This is a genomic window from Sphingosinicella flava (assembly GCF_016025255.1).
Taxonomy (GTDB): domain Bacteria; phylum Pseudomonadota; class Alphaproteobacteria; order Sphingomonadales; family Sphingomonadaceae; genus Allosphingosinicella; species Allosphingosinicella flava.
Genome location: NZ_CP065592.1, coordinates 2,204,462 through 2,221,828 on the forward strand (window position 1 = coordinate 2,204,462; position 17,367 = coordinate 2,221,828).

Genomic DNA, 17,367 nt, shown 5'->3' on the forward strand with positions numbered 1-17,367 from the left:
GAACGGTGGGAGAAGATGGGAAATGCCCTGGAGAGCCCCTCATGCCCATGGATGACCGCGTCGACGCCTATATCGCCCGCCAGGCCGATTTCGCGCGGCCGATCCTGACCCATATTCGCGCCGTCATGCACCGCGCGGCGCCGGATATCGCGGAAGACATCAAATGGGGCGCGCCCGCCTTCCTCCACAACGGCAGGCAGATCGCGATGATGGCCGGGTTCAAGGCGCATGCGGCGCTCAATTTCCTGCACGGCGCGGCGCTGACCGGCGCGGCGGCGGGCAGCAGCGGGGCGATGGGACAGTTCGGCAAGCTGACGGCGGTCGCCGACCTGCCGGAGGAGGCGGAGCTGGCGGCACTGATCCGCGCCGCGATGGCGCTTTCGGAAACCGGCGTGAAGCGGCCGAAAAAGGAGCCGAAGCCGATGCCCGAAATGCCCGGGGACTTTCGCGAGGCATTGGACGCGGATCCACGGGCAAGAGCGGTTTTCGAAGCCTTCAGCCCCTCCGCCAGGCGGGAGTATCTCGAATGGATCGTCGAAGCGAAGCGGGCGGAAACGCGCGGCAGCCGGATCGCGCAGGCCATGATCTGGATCGCGGAGGGCAAGAAACGCAACTGGCGGTACGAAAAAGGGTGCGGCGCCTGAAGGGCGGGCCGCCACGCATATTCAGTCCGGCCGGAACTTCCGGCGGCCGGGCGTCGGGGTGAAGGCGTAACGGTCCTTCACCTGCGCATTGACGAAGCGGCCGATCGACGGCGCCGCCAGGAGCGCCCGGTAGACGCTTTCGGGAACGTTGGAATAAGAATAGCGGCCGGCATCCGTGTACCAGATATCGAGGGTGCGGCTTTCGGGCGTATAGTCCACCCGTTCGACCGAGGAGGATTGCACGCGCGGCATGATTGCGGGCAACAGAAAGACGGCGATAAGGGTTCCACAGGATGGGAGACAGGATGATGACGATGGGACGCGGGATCGCACTGGCGCTTGTTCTGCTCACCTCCGCATGCGGCGATGCCGATCCGCCGCCCGCCAACGAAACCGCGGCGGCGAAAGCATCGCGGCCCAATCCCTTTCACGAACGGCTGACGGCCTTGAACGAGACCGACCGGGGCCTGACGTTGCGCCGCGCGGTGCAGGACAATGGCGGCAGCTGCCCGCGCTTTCTGACAAGCGGTTTCCAGGAAGATTATCAGGGCCTCAAGATGTGGACCCTGCGCTGCGAGGGCAATCGCGATTGGGCCATATTCGTCGGTGCGTCCGGCCGGGTCCAGACCCGGACCTGCGCGGACAATGCGAAGCTCGGGCTACCGGCCTGCCGCTTTCCGGAGGCTGCGGGAAATTAGCAGCTGCGGGTTTCGCGATATTCGCCGCTGGCGGTCTTTTCGCGAACGATCACGCAATCGCCGTCCTGGCGCTCTTCGCGCCAGCTGCCGTCGGGATTGGTGACGCGGTTGCCCGCCTTGGGCACGCGCTTTCCGTCCTTGATGTCATAAGCGAAATTGTCCGGCGTCTTGCGGACGGGATCGGCAGCCATCGCCGCGACCGGCCCGGCGGCAAGCGCGAGAAGGCCGATGCCGACCGCGATAGCCACGAGATGGACGGGCTTTTGCCGCTTGAGGAGAGTCATCAGTCCCATAATGCTGTCTCTATAGCCCTTTCCACCTTACCCATCAATGAACCGGCGCGACCCGCTTAGCGGGGAAGCTGGATCGTCGGTCCCAGGTTCGCAATGACCTGCCGCGCGTCGAAGCTGTAGCGGTCGTCCCGGCGCGGTCCGCGGAACATCACGATTTCGGCGCTCGCCTCATATTGATCGATGGTCCGCACATCGATGCTGCGATCGAAGAACGGATCGCCATACCAGGGATCCCAGGTCCGCCAGCCATAAGGACCGCGATAGCGCCAGGACGGACCCCAATAGCCATAGGGCCCGGGGCCGAACGGATCGCGGGTCACGTCCGTTTCCGTCCGCCGGTCGGTCGCGCGCTGGACGATGGTGAAGCCGTCGAAGCCCTGCTGCAGGGTCAGCTCGGCGGCGCGGTAGAGGAGGTAATTCTCCACCCGGTCGCGGCTGGTGAATTGATTGCCGCTGAAGGTAACGCGGTAGCGATTATCCTCGATGCGCTGGCTGGTATAGCCGCCCGAGGCGCCCGACGTGCCGAGCGGCTGGTAAGGCGTCGCCGTCGCACAGGCGGCGAGCGCAAGCGCCGCGGTGAGGGGGAGGAGTAATTTCGGCTTTCTCGATTGGACACGGCTGGTCATGGCGCGGCCTTTCTTCTCTTTTCGGAAGAAACGCAGGGAGGGGGCCGCCGTTCCGTGCGCCACCTCTTTCGCGAGACGGGCGCCGGGTGTCAGCCGCCGTTGGTGGTGATTTCGACGTCGACCTTTTCCGGAACGTCCGATCCGCCGAAAATCTGGTCGCGGAACAGGAACAGGCCGAGAAGGACGAGCAGGACCAGGACGATCAGCGCGATCGTGCCGCCGCCTCCGCCGCGATCCGTCTCGACGATCGTGGTATGCGTTTCGCGTTCGCGCTCATCCATGGCCCGGACTCCCTTGATTTTGGCTGCGAAACGAACGTTCCGGCGGGGATGGGGTTCCGCCGCATGGCGGGTGGATTCCAGGCAAGCGAAAGGGCCGCCGGACCCATGATCCAGCGACCCTTCCAACATGGTCAGCGGCCGGAGGGGCTCCAGCCCGGGAGACCGCGAAAGCCCTTAAGCCTTCGTCTCCCGAACGAACCGAACCGACCTCTTAGCTGAACCATGAGACATCGGATCACCTCCTTTCGCTCGTTGAAGATGACATCAATATGAGTCGCGGCGAATCGGCGATCAAGTCTTGTATCAAACTAATTTCTCTATAAGATTCCGCACTTCGCGCCACGCCCGGGCGATCCAGGCGAACGGGCCGCCGCGCAGATCGCCTTTCCTTATTGCATCTTCATCTTCGGCAATCTTCGACGACGCGCGCGGGTTCGGGCCAGGCGGGGATGACGAGCATCGGTTCGCCCGTCACCTCGACCGTGAAGCGGCCGCGACTGAACGCAATGCTGTCGAGCAGAGGGTCGGTCGCCGGAAGAGTCGCGGTCAGATAAGGAAGCGGATCGGTCTGGATCGAAATCGGCAGGTTGCGCGCGGTGAAGGATGTTCGCACCGTCATGGTGTTTCCGGTCGTCGTTCCCGCGCGTTGCAGCGTGACCTGGCCGCTGGCCTTCGTGCAGCGGACCAGGAAAAGGGCCTCGCTCGCGGGCGGGCCGAACAGGGCCTGGGAGGTCTGCGCCTCATCCCGGTAATACCAATTGCCAGGGGTGAGCGGCAGGTCCGCCCAGTTTTTCGGGGGCGCGGCTGGCGGGGGAGGAGGCACCGGAGCGGGAGGCGGAGCCTGCGGCCGGACCGGAGGCGGCGCGGGGATTTGCTGCCGCTGGGGCACGCAAGCGGCGAGGACGGCTGTGGTCCCCATAAGCAGTAACTGACGCGACACTTTCATACGCTACACTCCCTTGAAGCCTGTGCCGTGGAAACCGTGGCGAAGCGGTTTCGATCCGGATATGATGGATCAATCGCCCCCATATCCGAAACGAAATCGCCCATGCGCATTTTTCCTTTTCTGGTCCTGTTGTCCCTTTCCGCCTGCGCGCAGCCGTTCGAGGGACGTGTGGCGAGTCGATTGTCGGAAGCGGGCTTATCCCGTCCGATGGCGCAATGCATGGCCGGGCGCTGGACCAATCGCCTGACCGTGTTCCAGCTGCGCAGGATTTCCAGCCTCGCCGACGATTTGAAAGAGGAGGGCCGTAGCCTCACCGTGCGCCGCTTCGTCGATCGGGTGCGGCAGGTGGACGATCCGGAAATCTTCGAAGTCGTGTCGGCATCGGCGCTGGCCTGCGCGCTCAAATAGTCCGTTTCGCTCCCCTTTCCTTCGGTTCATCCGTTAACCATAACATCTCATCGCAGCCCGCGTCTCGCCCGGCGCTTGGAGCCGGGTTCGTTGTGCAGGGTTAATGAAACCGCTGCGATGCAGGCCGCGTTGGTTCCCCACAACAATGAGTAAAAGGGTTGATGTTATGCGTAAGATTTCCTTGGCGATCGCCGCCGCTTCGATGAGCGTTCCGATGGTTGCCCTTCCGACCGCTCCGGCCGTCGCCCATGACGGCTATCATGGCAAAACCTGGAAGGACAGCCGTGGCCGCTGGCGGTGCAAGCGTCCGAACGGCACGACCGGGATGCTGGTCGGCGGCGCGGCCGGTGCCCTCGCCGGCCGGGCGATCGATACGCGCGGCGACCGCGCGACAGGCACCATTCTCGGCGCTGCCGCCGGTGCCCTGATCGGTCGCGAGATCGAACGCGGCCGGAGCCGCTGCCGCTAAACGGCAAAGGCCTGGGCGGACGAGTGCGCCCAGCCGGGCCGAATAAGGAAAAGGCCGGGATGGCAGTGCTGCCATCCCGGCCTTTTCCTTATCGAAAAAAGATCAGGCCTTGCTGCGCGGCGCGGCCTTCGTCCTGGCCGCGGCGCCGGTCTTGCGGGCGGAGGCGGAAGAGGTTTTCTTCGCCGCCGGTTTGCCACCGTCGGCACTTTTGGCAGCCGGCTTCCTCGCGGCCGTGGACGACTTCGCCTTTGCCGCCGCGGGCTTGGCGGCGTCGGGTTTCGCCGCCGCCTTCGGCTTCCGTGCCGATGACGAACGCGGCTTGGCAGAGGCGCTTGCCTGGCTCGCCTTCGGCGCTTCCGCCCGCGTCGCGGGTTCCGCCTTCGCCGACTGCGCGGGCGCGGCGTTGCGTTCCCCGTTTCCGGCGCCATTGCCGCCCAGCATCTTGCGGACCGCATCGGCCGCCGCGGCGATGATCGCGACGCCGACGCGGGTCGCCTTGTCGAACGCGTCCTCGGCAGTGTCGGCGGCATTTTGGCCCGCCTTCTTCGCGCCGTCGCGTACCTTCTTGTTGGTGGATAATGCGGCAGCGGCGGTCACCAGGCCTGCGGCAAGGACGCCCTGGGCGACCGGGTTCTTCGCCAGCTCGGCGGCCTTGTCGCCCGCCTTGCGCAATTTCTTCTTCGCAGCCTCGGTCTGGCTGTCCTTACCGGGATTGTTCGTGTCTTGCATGGCCGCCTCCAGCATGGTCGTTTTTCGAGCGTAACAGACGAGCGGCCAGGAAAACAGTTCCAATTCGACAAAAGGCCGCCCCTCGAAAAGGGCGGCCTCCGGTCGTCAAATCCGATCAGATGTCGCTGCGGAATTGGATGTCGTCATCCTCTTCGTCGCCGCTTTCACTTTCTTCGCTTTCAAGGCTGCTTTCTTCCTGATTCTGCTGGCGCTCCCGATCCTGTCCGAAGCCCTGCTGCTGGCGGCCCGGCTCGCCCCCCATGCCGCCTTGCTGCTCCTGCTGGCCGCTGGAATAGGATTTGCTGTCGTCGAAACGATTGGGTTCGCGGTCCTGATTGGCCTGCTGCTGATCGAGCGGATTTTCAGCGCCCTGGCTCGGCTGCGCCCGGTTGCTGCCATAATCGGACGAGGCGCCCTGCGCGCCGCCCTGCTGGTGTTGTTGCTGGCTACGGTTGGGATTTTGATTGTCCTGGTCGCGCTGATTTTCCACGTCATGGTCTCCTTGGTTGAGAAATGGAAAACGGCGGAGAAGAACATCCCGTTCCGGAGGCTCAACGCATTTCGGCGGATCCGAAATGCGGACTGGCGCACATCAGGCCGCAAGGGGAGGTTATCGATGAAGCTGCGCCAGCCGCCGCTTCTCGCGCCGCGCCCGCCGCGCCGCCAGCCGCCGCCGGATTTCGGCCCGCGCGAACGCGATCCTCTCCCGCCGCATGCGGAAGACGGCGAGCCAGAACATATAGGCCAGCATCAGGATGACGAGCGCGGGGACAGCCGGAAAAATCATGGGCGACCAACCGCTTGGCCCGCACGATGTTCCTTAAGGCCCAGCACGGGCATTGCGAATCCGGAGCGGAAATATTGCAAAGATGAAGAGAAATGGTCGGGGAGAGAGGATTCGAACCTCCGGCCCCTGCCTCCCGAAGACAGTGCTCTACCAGGCTGAGCTACTCCCCGACCGATGCGTCCGGCCCGAAGGCCGACCGGAAGGCAGGTGGACGCCTATAGGGGCGGGCTCCGGGCGATGCAAGCGGCCTTCTGGCGGCTCAGCGGTTGGGCCGGGCCGCATCCAGCATGTCGGCTATCTGGATGAATTTTTCGCGCGGCGCCCCGGCGCGGGCGCGGCCGATTTCCGCGGCCTCGATCTTCTGCCAATCGCGGAAGGTGACGATGTCGACATTGCGTCCGGCGAGCAGCGCGTCGAGGCCGGAGCGGCCTGCCTTGCCGCTGTCGCCGGGCCCGAGCGTCGCGGCGATCGCTTCGGCGACTTCATAGCCGTCCGGCCGGTTGGTGCCGATCGTGCCGGTCGGCCCGCGCCGCGCCCAGCCGACGCAGTACAAGCCGTCTCCGATCAGCCCGTCCCGGTTGACGAAGCGGCCGAGCCGGTCGTCATAGGGAATGCCAGCGATGGGCGGGGTGCGATAGCCAATGCACGTGACGACAAGGCTGGCGGGAATGGCATAGGTTTCCCCGGTGCCGACCGCCCCTCCCGCAACGTCGAGGCGCGTCCGCTCCACGACGATGCGCTCCGCCTTGCCGTCACCTTCGATCGCGACGGGGGCGGCGAAGAAATCGAAATCGATGACTTTCGCCTTGGCCGCGCCGGCTTCGGCGAACGCGCGGAGATGGGCGACGGATTTGCGGAGGCCTGGCTCCAGCGTCTCGTCGGCGGCTGGGGGCGGCAAGTCGGCCGCATCGACGCGCGGCGCGGCGGCATCGAGATGGCCGAGTTCGCCCAGCTCCTTGGGCGTCATCGCGATCTGGTGCGGGCCGCGGCGGCCGAGAATATGGATCGTGCGGATCGCCGATCCGTTGAGGGCTTCAAGCGCATGGCCGGCAATGTCCGATCCGGCAAATTCCGCCTCCGTCTTCGACAATATGCGGGCGACGTCCAAGGCGACATTGCCGTTGCCGATCACCGCCGCGTCGGCGCCGTTCAAGGGCGGATCGAGATCGGCGAAATCGGGATGGCCGTTATACCAGCCGACGAAGGCCGCCGATCCGATCACGCCGGGGAGATCGCTGCCCGGGATGCCGAGCGGGCGATCGTGCGGCGCGCCCGTCGCGAGGATCACGGCGTCGTACAGGGACAGCAGCTCGTCGACGGTCACATCCTTGCCGACCGTCACATTGCCCACGAAGCGGACATTGTCGGTCAGCGCGACTTTCTCATAGCGCTTGGACACCGCCTTGATCGATTGATGGTCGGGCGCGACGCCGAAACGGATGAGGCCGTAGGGAACCGGAAGCCGGTCGATCACGTCGATCCGGACATCGTCGCCGAACGCTTTCTGCAGCGCTTCCGCACTGTAATAGCCCGCCGGACCCGAACCGATCACCGCCACATGCCGCATGGACGCCTCCCGTATCTTGGCGGGATGCTAGCGCGGCGGGCCGGGGAGTCCAGCGATAAGGCGTCAGTCCTTGCGGCTCTTGTCCTCGAGCAACTGGCCGCCCTTGCCGCGCAGGAAGGCTTCGATCTGGCTGGAGAACATGCCGAGCATGCCGGGCAGCAGCACTTGAAGGCGGACATTGGCCTCCTCGACATCGATCTGGCTCGTCACGGCTTGCCCCATCGCCTGGACCGACAGGTTCATGCGATCGCCGGCCCAATCGTGCGACACTTCGGCGGCGCCGCCGGGTATGTGGCTCGCGAGCTTGCTCGTGCCGCCTTCGATCCGGCGCCGCGCTTCGTCCCGGCCGAGCTTATGGGGAAGATTGATGACAAGAGGGGTGGTCATGGCGGGCTTTCTGACGCATGCGGTACCGACTGCACGATCCGGACATCATGTCCGGATTAACGGATATTTAGCCCTTCGCGGGCAAAGCCAAAAGAAAAAAGACAAGAATGGGGTGAACAGACAAGCATGGGGGCAATGTGTCGTTCAGCGCTGGCGCGGTTCATCTTTTTGAAAAACTGACCAAAATCCTAAAGGATAAGCGCGGCAACGCGCTGCCGATCATGGCGGCCGCCACGATTCCGCTGATCGGGATCATCGGCGGCGCCGTCGATGCGAGCCGCGCGTACCTCGTCAAGACACGGCTCCAGGAGGCGTGCGACGCGGGCGCCCTGGCCGGGCGCCGCACGATGACCGGCGACGATTTGACGCCCGCCGCCCGCCAGCAGGCGCAGGCCTTTTTCGACGCCAATCTGCGATCGGGCGCTTATGGCGCGGAAGGCGTGAGTTTCAACGTCACTCAGGTGGACGGAAGCGGCCCGGCGATCAAGGCGGTCCAAGGCACGGCATCCGCCCGCGTCCCGGCGACCCTGATGCGCATCTTCGGCTATGACCGCATCCCGATGTCGGTCAAATGCAATGCGGAACTGAACATCGTCAACAACGACATCATGTTCCTGTTCGACATCACCGGCGGCATGCAGGGTGGCTGGATCGAGGCACTTAGGAGGTCTGTCACGGATTTTTACAGCACGCTCAACAGTGCCACCCAAGGATCGGGTTCACGGCTGCGCGTGGGGTTCATCCCTTATTCCAGCAACGTTAACGTTGGTGGTCTTCTGCAGCCTATCGGGGCGATGCGGAGCGGGCTTTATGGCTACAACTCGCGTCAACCTTCTTCATCCTACAGGACAATTAGAATTCAAAATAGCAGTGACACGTTCAGCGAAGCTAGGTCCAGTGAGGCTGAATGCAGGGCATGGGCGACTAACGGAGGCAATGACCGGGAAGTAGAGGGCGCCCCTCCGGGCCTCGTCACGGTCAGAACGCATATTTTCGTGAGCTACGTCGGTAATAGCTGCACCCGCACGATCCAAACCGTGAGAGATTATTACCACCCACTTTGGGACCATATGCGGGTTAACTACGATATCGACCCTCTGGTTCGGGGCGAGACAGTTTCCAATCCTGCCTGGGCTCCGTCTTCTAGCATTGACCCTTCGTCCCGTTGGGATGGCTGCATAGAAGAACGTAAGGTTGGGCAGGACGACATCCACCGAGTGCCGGATTCGCAGGAAACGCGGTGGGCGCCGGTCTGGCCCGCAGTTTCTTTCCGCCAACCAACGCCAAGCACTGGACTTTTATTAAGTGAGTCAGACCCGTTCTGGTCAAGGGAAATCATCGTTGATAACAGACCGGACTATGATTGTCCCAAACCTGCTTTGCAGCTCGGTGAACACAGTCAAGGGGTAGTGGCAAATTATATTAACACTTTGGATCCGTCGCCGGTAGGAGCCAGCGATGCGTTGCACGAAGCGGCGATGATTTGGGGCGGGCGCCTGATGTCCACGCGCGGTCTGTTCGCGAGCAATCACGGCCCAGCCCCCAATGGCAAACCAGTCCTGCGTCACATGATCATCATGATGGACGGCACATTCAATCCAAATGACTACAGCTACAACATCTACGGGATTGAGGAGCTCGATCATTGGTTGCGGGACAGCAGCTATTCCGGTGTCGATGGGCAGGCAAAGCTTAAGAATCGCTTTGCTATCGCTTGCGCCGCCGCAAAGGCCGACAATGTCAGCGTCTGGGTCATTCTGTTCGAGCGGAGCTTCATCGATCCCAGTAACCAGCATCTCATCGATTGCGCTACGCCGGGGCAGGCGTTCGAAGCGGCCAATCCCGCTGAGCTGCAGCAGCGTTTCCAATATATCGCGTCGCGCCTCGCGCGGTTGAGGCTTTCCAACTGATGCGCCTCCATTCGCTCCGGCGCGATACGAAGGGCGTGACGGCCATCGAGTTCGCCTTGCTGGCGCCGATCATGATCCTGTTGCTGATGGGCCTGTTCGACCTCGGCCAGCGGCTTTACGCGCAGACGCTGCTCACCGGCGCCATGCAGAAAGCGGCGCGGGATTCGACGCTTGCGACCGGGCCGGCGCGAACGGCGGCGATCGACGCCCTCGTGAAGTCCGCGGTGATGCCCATCGTCGGCCGGGACGCGGACTTCGCTCCCGAGCGGCTGAATTACGAAAGTTTCAGCGAGATCGGGCAGCCGGAACGCTTTTCCGACGGCGCGCCCGCCAATGGCCGATACGATGTCGGCGAATGTTATGAGGACGTGAACGGCAACGGCCGCTGGGATTCCGATGTCGGGCGATCGGGGCAAGGCGGCGCCGAGGACGCGGTGCTGTACAAGATGACCGTCACCTACAAACGTTTCTTCCCGATGGCGTCCCTGCTCGGCTGGCCGGAGCTGCAGAGCATTGTCGGCACCACCATTGTCCGCAACCAGCCTTATGAGGATTCCAGCAGCCCCGTGGTGACGCGATGCTCGTGAAAGCGGCCCGGTCGCACATGCTTTTCCTCGCCCGCTGCCGGCGCGGCGTCGCCTATATCGAATTCGCCCTCGCCTTGCCGGTGATCCTGATCATCGGCCTTTACGGGATCGAGGCCGCCAATTTGGCGCTGGCGCATCTGCGCATGAGCCAGATCAGTTCGAGCCTCGCCGACACCGCGTCGCGGATCAGCGAATCCACCATGTCGTCGAAACGCATTCGGGAAGTCGACATCAACGACGCCTTTCAGGGCGCGCGGCTGCAGGGCAAGGGTGCAGAGCTGACGCAACGCGGGCGCATCATCCTGTCCAGCCTCGAGCAGAACGCCGATGGCGGGCAATGGATTCACTGGCAGCGGTGCATCGGGCGCGCCGCGCATGTTTCCAGCTATGGGGTGCAGGGCCGCGGAGCGGCGGGCATGGGTTTTCCGGGCATGGGCCCGGCGGACAAGGAAGTGAAGGCGCCGCCGCAATCGTCGGTGATGTTCGTCGAATTGTTCTACCGCTACCGCCCGCTCATTTCGAAGAGCCTGTTCGGCGAGCCGGTCATCCGGGCCACGTCCGCCTTCCTGACGCGCGAGACGCGGGATCTGTCGAACGCCAACAATCCGGCCAATCCGGCCCCGGCGGTCCAGGCATCGACCTGCGACCGCTATACCGCTTAGCCCGCCATCGCCCTCAGCCTGTCTGCCATGATGCCTGGATCGACGCCGTCGCGCAGGGCGACGAACAAGGTGTCGTCGCCCGCCAGCGTCCCGGCAATTTCCGCCGGCTGCGCCTGATCGAGGGCATGCCCGACGATATGGGCCGAGCCGGGCGGCGTCTTGAGGATCAGCAGCGTGCCGGCCGCTTCCACCGAAAGCACCCATTCGGCGAAGATGCGCTCCAGCCGGCCCGGCGTCGGTTCGGCGGGCGCGCCGCCGGGAAGCGCGTAGCGCATGGTGCCGCCCTGCCGCACCTTCACCGCGCCGAGATGATCGAGGTCGCGCGAGACGGTGGCCTGCGTGACGGTGAGGCCCATCGCCGCGAGCCGCTCCGTCACTTCCTCCTGGCTCGCCACCGCTTCGCCCGCGATGATATCGGCGATGATGCGGAGGCGCCGGGCGCGGGCGGTGCCGCCGGAGGCGACCGCGTTCATCGTCCGCTTCCCACCATCCAGGCGAGCGCGCCGCGTGCCGTGTGCATGCGATTTTCCGCCTGCCGCCAGACCGCGCTTTGCGGGCCGTCGATGACCTCCGCAGCGACCTCCTGGCCCCGAATGGCGGGGAGGCAGTGGAGGAAATAAGCGCGGGGACAGGCCGCCATCAGCGCCCGGTTCACCTGGTAGGCCGAGAAGGCCTTTTGCCGCACCGCCGTCTCATCGTCCTGCCCCATCGAGACCCAGACGTCGGTGTAGACGATATCGGCGCTTTCCACCGCCTCGGCCGGATCGACGAGCTGGCGGAGGCCGCCGCCGATGCGCGCAACCTCGTCGCCGGAAAAGCCATAGCCTTCCGGGCTGGCGACGGCCAGTTCCGCGCCGGTCAGCGCGCAGCCTTCGGCCAAAGAGCGGGCGACATTGTTGGCGTCGCCGACATAAGCGATCTTCACGCCCTCAAGCCGTCCGAGCAACTGGCGCACGGTCAGCAGATCGGCAAGCGCCTGAAGCGGATGCGCCGTGTCGGACAGCATGTTGAGGACCGGCGTGTCCGTCGCCGCCGCCATGCCGGTCAGAAGCGCGTGGTCGTTCACCCGCGCGGCAATGACGCTGTGATAGCAAGCGAGGGTGCGGGCCACGTCCTCGACGCTTTCGCGCGTGCCGAGGCCGACCTCGTCCTTCTGAATATAGATGGGATGGCCGCCCAGCTGCACCACTGCCATCTCCATCGAATTGCGGGTGCGCGCGGACGGTTTCTGGAAGAGGAGGGCGACCCCCTTCCCGGCGAGCGGCTTCCCGGCATCGGCTTCCGACAGGTCGAGAATGGCCGCGAAGGTTTCCGGGCTGATCCCGGCAATGTCGATAAGGTCGTTCACCAGTCGCGTTCCTTCTTCACCATGGTGCCGATCCCGGCATCGGTCAGCAATTCGATCAGCAGCGCATGGGCCACCCGGCCGTCGATGACGTGCGCGGTGCCGACCCCGCCTTCGACCGCATCGGCGCAGGCGCGCAGCTTCGGGATCATGCCGCCGTGCACGCTGCCCCCGGCGATGCGGCCGGTGAGTTCGGCGGCGGTGAGGCGCGGCACGAGCGTCGATGGGTCGTCCTTATCCTCCAGCAGGCCGGGCGCGGCGGTCAGGTAGACGATCTTTTCCGCCCGCATCGCAACGGCGATCGCGCGCGCCGCTTCGTCGGCATTGACGTTGTAGGGCTGACCCCCTTCATCGGCGCCGATGGTCGAGACGACCGGCGTCAGGCCCTCGTCGAGAAGGCGGTGCAGCACGGACGGGCGGACCTGGCTGACATCGCCGACGAAGCCGAGTGCGGGATCGCGCGGGGCGACGGTGAGCAGCCCGGCATCCTCGCCCGACACGCCGACCGCCACCGGCTCCTCGCGCGTTTCGCCATTGATGGTGGCGACGAGATCGCGGTTGATCTTGCCGACCAGCACCATGCGGACGATCTCCAGCGTCTCGGCGTCGGTGACGCGCAGCCCGTCGCGGAATTCCGGTTCCTTGCCGACGCGGCGCATCATCTTGTCGACCTGCGGCCCGCCGCCATGGACGAGCACGCAGCGCACGCCGACGCTGCGCAGGAGGAGGACATCCTGCGCGAGGGCACGGTCCAATTCCTTGTCGATGGCGGCGCCGCCCAGTTTCACCACCACCGATTTTCCGGCGAAGCGCTGGATATAGGGAAGGGCCTGGACGAGGATATTCGCGGTCTGGGTCGGCGTCATGACGTCTGGCTATTCTCTTTGATATATCCCGGGCCAAGATCGATGCCGATGGTGCGGGCGGTGTCCGATCCGGCGCCCAGGCTGACTTCAATGGCGATATCGCGGCCCTGCATGTGCTTGGCGACGAAAGCCTTGTCGTGCGCGATCTCGACGCCGCCTTGGGCGACGCGGATGCCGCCATAGGACACGCCGCACCCGCCCATGTCGAAGGCGACGCCCGCCGACCCCGCCGCGCCGAGCAAGCGGCCCCAATATGGGTCGCTGCCATACCAGCTGCACTTGACGAGATTGTTCTCGGCGATCGCCTTGGCCGCGATCCGGGCCTCCTCGTCGCTCGCCGCGCCGGTGACGTCGAGGGTGACGATCTTCGTCATGCCTTCCGCATCGGCGGCCATCATCAGGGTGAGCTGCAGACAGGCGTCTTCGAGTGCGCGGGCGAATTCTTCCATGTCCGGCCGGCCCTTCCTGCCCGAGGCAAGGAGGATAACCGTGTCGTTGGTGGAGGTGGCGCCGTCGACATTCAGGGTATTGAAGGTCGCGTCCACGGCGGTTTTCAACATCGCTTGTAGTTCGGCTTGCTCTACCTCCGCGTCGGTGGTGAGGAAGGCGAGCATCGTCGCCATGTTGGGCGCGATCATGCCGCAGCCCTTGGCCATGCCGCCAAGCGTGAAGGTCGATCCCTTCACCACCACTTCCTTGGGCTGAGTGTCGGTCGTGAGAATGCCCTTCGCGGCATCGGTTGCGCCATCCACCGACAGGCCGGCAGCGAGCCTCGGCACGCCGGCGAGGATGGTTTCGATAGGGAGCGGAATCCCGATCAGTCCGGTCGAGCAGACCAGCACATCACCTTGCGAGCAGCCGACCGCTTCCGCCGCCGCAGCGCACATCGCTTCGGCATCAGCAGTGCCGGGCGCGCCGGTGCCGGCATTGGCATTGCCGGAATTGACGATGATCGCCGCCGCTCGCCCGCCATTCTCCGCAAGGCGCGACCGGCTCGCCACGACGGGCGGCGCCACGAACTTGTTCTGGGTGAAGACGGCGGCGGCGATGACGGGCTTGCCGGCCGCCGTCGCCACCAGCGCCATGTCATGCTTTTCGGGCTTGATGCCGGCGTGGATGCCGGCGGCGACGAAGCCTTCGGCGGCGGTTACGCTCATGGATACACTCCTATTCGGGCCAGGCCTTCGGTTTCGTCGAGACCGAGCATCAGGTTGGCGCACTGGATCATCTGGCCCGCGGCACCCTTCACCAGATTGTCGAGGGCGGCGATGGCGACGACGCGGCGCGTACGCGGATCGTAGCGCGCGGTGAGGTGGACGGCGTTCGACCCCAATGTCCATTTCGTCGCGGGGAGGGCGCCGGAAACATGAACGAAAGGTTCGCCTTCATAGGCTGCCTTCAAGGTGTCGAGCGGAGCGCCTGCATCCATGTCGCGCGCCGCATTGGCGTAGCAGGTGGCGAGGATGCCCCGGTTCATCGGGGCGAGATGGGGGGTGAACAGCACTTCGCCGCCGGTGCCCATTTCCATCTCCGCAGTGTGGCGATGATCGATGAGGCCATAGGCGGCGAGGCTTTCGTCGACGGTGCAGAAATGCGTGCCCGCCTTGGCGGCGCGCCCGGCGCCGGTGACGCCCGAGGCGGCATCGACGATAATGCCGGTCTTTTCGATAAGGCCCGCATCGACGAGCGGCTTCAGCGCCAGGATGGCGGAGGTCGGATAGCAGCCGGGCGCGGCGACCAGCTTCGCGCCGCGAATGCGATCGCGCGCGATTTCGGGCAGGCCGTAGACGAATTCGGCCAACAGGTCCGGCTGCTCATGCGCTTCGCCGTACCAGCGCGCGAACGTCGCGGCATCGTCCAACCGGAAATCGGCGCCAAGGTCCACGAACGGCACGCCGCGCGCGAGGATGTCGGGCGCGATCTTCTGCGATTCCCCGTGCGGCATGCAGGCGAAAAGAAGATCGATTTCCGCCAGCCGTTCCGGAGCATAGCGTTCGAAACGCACGCCGGGATAGGCGAGAGCGAGATGCGGGTGGGCGGCGGCGACCGCCTCACCCGCCTGACTGTCGCCGAACAACAGAATGGGCGTGAACGCGGAATGCGCGGCGCAGAGCCGCAACAGCTCTCCACCCGCATAACCGGATGCGCCGAGGATACCGACTTTGATCATTGCATAAATATGCAATGTTATGCATATTTATGCAAGACCGATCAGGATTTCAGGTTGAATTCTCCGCTGATCAGCAACTTCACGTCCTTTCCCAGCGCGGGCGCATAGGTCGTCATGCCGAATTGAGTGCGGTCGATCGTCGCTTCCGCCGAAAAGCCTGCCGTATAAACTTGCGTCATCGGTCCGGGCGCGGCTTTGTTCAACGTCACGAACAAAGTCACCGGCTTGGTCATGCCGTGGAGCGTCAGGTCGCCGGTTACTTCCGCCGTCGTCGGCCCGGTACGCTGCACCCGGGTCGAGGCGAAGGTCGCGGCCGGATATTTCGCGACATCAAAGAAATCCGGATTTTTCAGGTGCGCATCCAGTTTCTCATTATGCGTATCGACCGAATTGAGGTCGATCGTCACGGTCAGCTTGCTGTTTTCGGGCTTGGCGGCGTCGAGCGTCAGCTGGGCGTCGAAATCGGTGAACTCGCCGTAGTAAGTCGAAAAGCCGAGGTGGGAGACGCCCCACACGATCTTGGCGTGGCTTTTGTCGAGCGCATAGGCGCCGCCCTTCACGGCTTCGGCAGCGGCGGGCGTCGGGGCGGGCTGCTGGGTGGCTTGGGCGGTCGCGACGGTTGCAGCGAGGGCCGCGAAAGCGATCAAGGTGGTGCGCATGGAAACTCCCATCATGGATGTGCGCATGATTCTATTCCAAGTGAGTGGTTCGGGAAAGCGCCGCATCCGCATTCCGCTGTTTCAGGATATGCAACGGGTCAGTGGAACGATGATCCCCGATGACATTTGTGCCGGTGATGATGTCCTTTCCTTCGATGAGGGCCTGTCTGCTCGCCTGCCTAGCCTGCGTGCCCCTGGCTGGGTGCAGCGGCATCGGCGCGTTCGACGCCTTGGTCGCCAAGGATGACGGCGCGGCGGTCGCGGCGCGGAACGCGCATTACATGCCGGGCCCGCGCGGCGGGATCGATCTCTATCGCCCGGCCGTCGCGCCAGCCGCGCCCTTGCCGGTGATCGTCTTCTTTTACGGCGGATCGTGGAATAGCGGGTCAAAAGCCGATTATTCGTTCGCGGGCCATGCGCTGGCGGCGCAGGGCTTCCTGGTGGCGATCCCCGATTACCGGCTGGTGCCCGAGGTGCGCTTTCCGGGCTTTCTGGAAGACGGGGCCGCGGCGGTCCGGTGGGTGCGCACCAATGCCCCGCGATATGGCGGCGATCCCGATCGGATCGTCCTCGCCGGACATTCGGCGGGAGCCTATAATGCGACGATGCTGAGCGTCGACCCGCAATGGCTGGGCCCGGACCGGGCGGCCGTCAAGGGGTTCGCCGGAATTGCCGGTCCCTACGATTTCCTGCCGCTCGACACGCGCGTAACGAAGGAGACGTTCGGCCAGGCGCCGGATCTTGAGGCGACGCAGCCGGTCCGCTTCGCCAGCGCCGACGATCCCCCCGCCTTGCTGATGGCGGCGCAGAAGGACGATCTGGTCTTCGCGTCGAACAGCGTCGCCATGGCCATGGCGTTGTCGCAAGCGGGTGTGGCGGTGGAGACGCGCGTCTATCCGGGTGTCGGCCATGTCGGAATCATGGCCGCCATGTCCACTTTGTTCAGGGGCCGCGCGCCGGTCGTCGCCGATCTCGCCGATTTCGCGCACAAGGCCGCCGGTGCTAAGCCGAAATCGAGTTCCATGCGTTAAGCCTCCGAAAGGAGAAGTCCTATGGAAGGCAGGAAGGATCAGCTCGTCGACGAGGAGATCATGCAGACCGCCGCAGTCGCGCCGCCCGAACCGGATGAAAATTGGGAGGAGAGCCAGCAGGAGCAGGGAGAATCGGACGCCGCCCGTCCTTCCCAAAGCGCGCCGGAGCCATCGATTCCGCCGCCGCCAGGATGATCGCGGCGCCTCTACCCTGAAAATAATTGTGGAAAACTTGAAGGCATGGAAGGGGCCAAACCTCTTCCATGCCATAAGCGCGCCTGATTTCCGCGGATTTTCGTGCG

The 17,367-nt window shown here is 64.7% G+C and carries 25 protein-coding genes and 1 tRNA gene; 9 read left to right on the forward strand and 17 right to left on the reverse strand.

Annotated elements, in window-relative coordinates; all coding sequences use genetic code 11:
• Positions 1-41 precede the first annotated feature (41 nt).
• A complete protein-coding gene (locus tag IC614_RS11235; protein WP_200971551.1) occupies positions 42-644 on the forward strand; it encodes a YdeI/OmpD-associated family protein in 603 nt (200 codons plus the stop codon).
• Between the two features lie 21 nt (positions 645-665).
• Here IC614_RS11235 and IC614_RS11240 read toward each other — a convergent pair whose 3' ends face one another.
• Positions 666-896 carry a KTSC domain-containing protein gene (locus tag IC614_RS11240; RefSeq protein WP_200971552.1) on the reverse strand — a complete coding sequence of 77 codons (231 nt, stop codon included), beginning with the start codon at positions 894-896 and terminating at the stop codon, positions 666-668.
• A 53-nt stretch (positions 897-949) separates the two neighbouring features.
• Here IC614_RS11240 and IC614_RS11245 point away from each other — a divergent pair, with 53 nt between their 5' ends.
• Entirely contained in the window at positions 950-1,342 is a 393-nt protein-coding gene (locus IC614_RS11245; RefSeq protein WP_200971553.1) for a hypothetical protein, read from the forward strand.
• On the opposite strand, the gene IC614_RS11250 is transcribed toward IC614_RS11245, so the two are convergent.
• From IC614_RS11250 to IC614_RS11265, 4 genes are all read right to left on the reverse strand, one after another.
• The gene (locus IC614_RS11250) at positions 1,339-1,626 is read right to left on the reverse strand and encodes a hypothetical protein (protein ID WP_207791117.1); all 288 of its coding nucleotides are present in this window, start codon (positions 1,624-1,626) and stop codon (positions 1,339-1,341) included. The two genes, IC614_RS11245 and IC614_RS11250, sit on opposite strands and share 4 nt — an antisense overlap.
• Before the next feature lie 65 nt (positions 1,627-1,691).
• Positions 1,692-2,261, reverse strand: coding sequence for a CC0125/CC1285 family lipoprotein (locus tag IC614_RS11255; protein ID WP_200971555.1), 570 nt, complete (start codon positions 2,259-2,261; stop codon positions 1,692-1,694).
• Positions 2,262-2,350: 89 nt separating this feature from the next.
• Positions 2,351-2,542 carry a hypothetical protein gene (locus tag IC614_RS11260; RefSeq protein ID WP_200971556.1) on the reverse strand — a complete coding sequence of 64 codons (192 nt, stop codon included), beginning with the start codon at positions 2,540-2,542 and terminating at the stop codon, positions 2,351-2,353.
• Between the two features lie 400 nt (positions 2,543-2,942).
• Positions 2,943-3,461: a hypothetical protein gene (locus tag IC614_RS11265; protein WP_200971557.1), complete on the reverse strand. Its 519-nt coding sequence runs from the start codon at positions 3,459-3,461 to the stop codon at positions 2,943-2,945.
• Positions 3,462-3,590: 129 nt separating this feature from the next.
• Between IC614_RS11265 and IC614_RS11270 the strand changes: the two genes are divergently transcribed.
• Both IC614_RS11270 and IC614_RS11275 read left to right on the forward strand, forming a co-directional pair.
• Complete coding sequence (locus IC614_RS11270; RefSeq protein ID WP_200971558.1) at positions 3,591-3,896, forward strand: hypothetical protein; 306 nt, start codon at positions 3,591-3,593, stop codon at positions 3,894-3,896.
• A 166-nt stretch (positions 3,897-4,062) separates the two neighbouring features.
• Positions 4,063-4,365 (forward strand): glycine zipper 2TM domain-containing protein, encoded by a 303-nt coding sequence (locus IC614_RS11275; RefSeq protein WP_200971559.1) that lies wholly within the window; start codon positions 4,063-4,065, stop codon positions 4,363-4,365.
• Between the two features lie 102 nt (positions 4,366-4,467).
• Here IC614_RS11275 and IC614_RS11280 read toward each other — a convergent pair whose 3' ends face one another.
• From IC614_RS11280 to IC614_RS11305, 6 genes are all read right to left on the reverse strand, one after another.
• Positions 4,468-5,094, reverse strand: a complete 627-nt coding sequence (locus IC614_RS11280; RefSeq protein ID WP_200971560.1) for a hypothetical protein — start codon at positions 5,092-5,094, stop codon at positions 4,468-4,470.
• Between the two features lie 115 nt (positions 5,095-5,209).
• A complete protein-coding gene (locus IC614_RS11285; protein ID WP_200971561.1) occupies positions 5,210-5,584 on the reverse strand; it encodes a hypothetical protein in 375 nt (124 codons plus the stop codon).
• 120 nt (positions 5,585-5,704) lie between these two features.
• Positions 5,705-5,881 (reverse strand): hypothetical protein, encoded by a 177-nt coding sequence (locus IC614_RS11290; RefSeq protein WP_200971562.1) that lies wholly within the window; start codon positions 5,879-5,881, stop codon positions 5,705-5,707.
• A gap of 93 nt (positions 5,882-5,974) precedes the next feature.
• Positions 5,975-6,051, reverse strand: a tRNA-Pro gene (locus IC614_RS11295).
• Between the two features lie 89 nt (positions 6,052-6,140).
• Entirely contained in the window at positions 6,141-7,448 is a 1,308-nt protein-coding gene (locus IC614_RS11300) for an FAD-dependent oxidoreductase (RefSeq protein WP_200971563.1), read from the reverse strand.
• A 63-nt stretch (positions 7,449-7,511) separates the two neighbouring features.
• Positions 7,512-7,835: a polyhydroxyalkanoic acid system family protein gene (locus IC614_RS11305; RefSeq protein WP_200971564.1), complete on the reverse strand. Its 324-nt coding sequence runs from the start codon at positions 7,833-7,835 to the stop codon at positions 7,512-7,514.
• 137 nt (positions 7,836-7,972) lie between these two features.
• Here IC614_RS11305 and IC614_RS11310 point away from each other — a divergent pair, with 137 nt between their 5' ends.
• The 3 genes from IC614_RS11310 to IC614_RS11320 are packed head-to-tail and all read left to right on the forward strand — an operon-like array spanning position 7,973 to position 10,994.
• Positions 7,973-9,745 carry a pilus assembly protein gene (locus tag IC614_RS11310; RefSeq protein WP_200971565.1) on the forward strand — a complete coding sequence of 591 codons (1,773 nt, stop codon included), beginning with the start codon at positions 7,973-7,975 and terminating at the stop codon, positions 9,743-9,745.
• Positions 9,745-10,332, forward strand: coding sequence for a TadE/TadG family type IV pilus assembly protein (locus IC614_RS11315; RefSeq protein ID WP_200971566.1), 588 nt, complete (start codon positions 9,745-9,747; stop codon positions 10,330-10,332). The genes IC614_RS11310 and IC614_RS11315 overlap by 1 nt, the downstream gene beginning before the upstream one ends.
• Before the next feature lie 17 nt (positions 10,333-10,349).
• Positions 10,350-10,994 (forward strand): TadE/TadG family type IV pilus assembly protein, encoded by a 645-nt coding sequence (locus IC614_RS11320; protein ID WP_200971567.1) that lies wholly within the window; start codon positions 10,350-10,352, stop codon positions 10,992-10,994.
• Here the strand turns inward: IC614_RS11320 and IC614_RS11325 are convergent.
• The 6 genes from IC614_RS11325 to IC614_RS11350 are packed head-to-tail and all read right to left on the reverse strand — an operon-like array spanning position 10,991 to position 16,034.
• Positions 10,991-11,467, reverse strand: a complete 477-nt coding sequence (locus IC614_RS11325; protein ID WP_200971568.1) for an arginine repressor — start codon at positions 11,465-11,467, stop codon at positions 10,991-10,993. The genes IC614_RS11320 and IC614_RS11325 overlap by 4 nt on opposite strands.
• On the reverse strand, positions 11,464-12,342 hold the full coding sequence (argF, locus tag IC614_RS11330; RefSeq protein ID WP_200971569.1) for an ornithine carbamoyltransferase: 879 nt from the start codon (positions 12,340-12,342) through the stop codon (positions 11,464-11,466). Before argF ends, IC614_RS11325 begins: the two co-directional genes overlap by 4 nt.
• Positions 12,339-13,205, reverse strand: a complete 867-nt coding sequence (argB, locus tag IC614_RS11335; RefSeq protein ID WP_200971570.1) for an acetylglutamate kinase — start codon at positions 13,203-13,205, stop codon at positions 12,339-12,341. Before argB ends, argF begins: the two co-directional genes overlap by 4 nt.
• A complete protein-coding gene (argJ, locus tag IC614_RS11340; RefSeq protein WP_200971571.1) occupies positions 13,202-14,362 on the reverse strand; it encodes a bifunctional glutamate N-acetyltransferase/amino-acid acetyltransferase ArgJ in 1,161 nt (386 codons plus the stop codon). Before argJ ends, argB begins: the two co-directional genes overlap by 4 nt.
• Entirely contained in the window at positions 14,359-15,375 is a 1,017-nt protein-coding gene (gene argC, locus IC614_RS11345) for an N-acetyl-gamma-glutamyl-phosphate reductase (protein ID WP_200971572.1), read from the reverse strand. Before argC ends, argJ begins: the two co-directional genes overlap by 4 nt.
• 41 nt (positions 15,376-15,416) lie before the next feature.
• Positions 15,417-16,034: a YceI family protein gene (locus IC614_RS11350; RefSeq protein WP_200971573.1), complete on the reverse strand. Its 618-nt coding sequence runs from the start codon at positions 16,032-16,034 to the stop codon at positions 15,417-15,419.
• A 155-nt stretch (positions 16,035-16,189) separates the two neighbouring features.
• Between IC614_RS11350 and IC614_RS11355 the strand changes: the two genes are divergently transcribed.
• On the forward strand, positions 16,190-17,065 hold the full coding sequence (locus tag IC614_RS11355) for an alpha/beta hydrolase (RefSeq protein WP_226372647.1): 876 nt from the start codon (positions 16,190-16,192) through the stop codon (positions 17,063-17,065).
• Positions 17,066-17,086: 21 nt separating this feature from the next.
• Positions 17,087-17,260, forward strand: coding sequence for a hypothetical protein (locus IC614_RS11360; RefSeq protein ID WP_200971574.1), 174 nt, complete (start codon positions 17,087-17,089; stop codon positions 17,258-17,260).
• Positions 17,261-17,367 lie beyond the last annotated feature (107 nt).

Coding starts and splice junctions, on each gene's coding strand:
- IC614_RS11355 (WP_226372647.1), top strand. CDS start 16,190: ATGAGGGCCTGTCTGCTCGCCTGCCTAGCCTGCGTGCCCCTGGCTGGG.
- IC614_RS11305 (WP_200971564.1), bottom strand. CDS start 7,835: ATGACCACCCCTCTTGTCATCAATCTTCCCCATAAGCTCGGCCGGGAC.
- IC614_RS11350 (WP_200971573.1), bottom strand. CDS start 16,034: ATGCGCACCACCTTGATCGCTTTCGCGGCCCTCGCTGCAACCGTCGCG.
- IC614_RS11275 (WP_200971559.1), top strand. CDS start 4,063: ATGCGTAAGATTTCCTTGGCGATCGCCGCCGCTTCGATGAGCGTTCCG.
- IC614_RS11270 (WP_200971558.1), top strand. CDS start 3,591: ATGCGCATTTTTCCTTTTCTGGTCCTGTTGTCCCTTTCCGCCTGCGCG.
- IC614_RS11315 (WP_200971566.1), top strand. CDS start 9,745: ATGCGCCTCCATTCGCTCCGGCGCGATACGAAGGGCGTGACGGCCATC.
- IC614_RS11320 (WP_200971567.1), top strand. CDS start 10,350: ATGCTTTTCCTCGCCCGCTGCCGGCGCGGCGTCGCCTATATCGAATTC.
- IC614_RS11280 (WP_200971560.1), bottom strand. CDS start 5,094: ATGCAAGACACGAACAATCCCGGTAAGGACAGCCAGACCGAGGCTGCG.
- IC614_RS11290 (WP_200971562.1), bottom strand. CDS start 5,881: ATGATTTTTCCGGCTGTCCCCGCGCTCGTCATCCTGATGCTGGCCTAT.
- IC614_RS11250 (WP_207791117.1), bottom strand. CDS start 1,626: ATGACTCTCCTCAAGCGGCAAAAGCCCGTCCATCTCGTGGCTATCGCG.
- IC614_RS11235 (WP_200971551.1), top strand. CDS start 42: ATGCCCATGGATGACCGCGTCGACGCCTATATCGCCCGCCAGGCCGAT.
- IC614_RS11260 (WP_200971556.1), bottom strand. CDS start 2,542: ATGGATGAGCGCGAACGCGAAACGCATACCACGATCGTCGAGACGGAT.
- argC (WP_200971572.1), bottom strand. CDS start 15,375: ATGATCAAAGTCGGTATCCTCGGCGCATCCGGTTATGCGGGTGGAGAG.
- IC614_RS11245 (WP_200971553.1), top strand. CDS start 950: ATGATGACGATGGGACGCGGGATCGCACTGGCGCTTGTTCTGCTCACC.
- IC614_RS11255 (WP_200971555.1), bottom strand. CDS start 2,261: ATGACCAGCCGTGTCCAATCGAGAAAGCCGAAATTACTCCTCCCCCTC.
- argJ (WP_200971571.1), bottom strand. CDS start 14,362: ATGAGCGTAACCGCCGCCGAAGGCTTCGTCGCCGCCGGCATCCACGCC.
- IC614_RS11265 (WP_200971557.1), bottom strand. CDS start 3,461: ATGGGGACCACAGCCGTCCTCGCCGCTTGCGTGCCCCAGCGGCAGCAA.
- IC614_RS11300 (WP_200971563.1), bottom strand. CDS start 7,448: ATGCGGCATGTGGCGGTGATCGGTTCGGGTCCGGCGGGCTATTACAGT.
- argB (WP_200971570.1), bottom strand. CDS start 13,205: ATGACGCCGACCCAGACCGCGAATATCCTCGTCCAGGCCCTTCCCTAT.
- IC614_RS11240 (WP_200971552.1), bottom strand. CDS start 896: ATGCCGCGCGTGCAATCCTCCTCGGTCGAACGGGTGGACTATACGCCC.
- IC614_RS11360 (WP_200971574.1), top strand. CDS start 17,087: ATGGAAGGCAGGAAGGATCAGCTCGTCGACGAGGAGATCATGCAGACC.
- IC614_RS11325 (WP_200971568.1), bottom strand. CDS start 11,467: ATGAACGCGGTCGCCTCCGGCGGCACCGCCCGCGCCCGGCGCCTCCGC.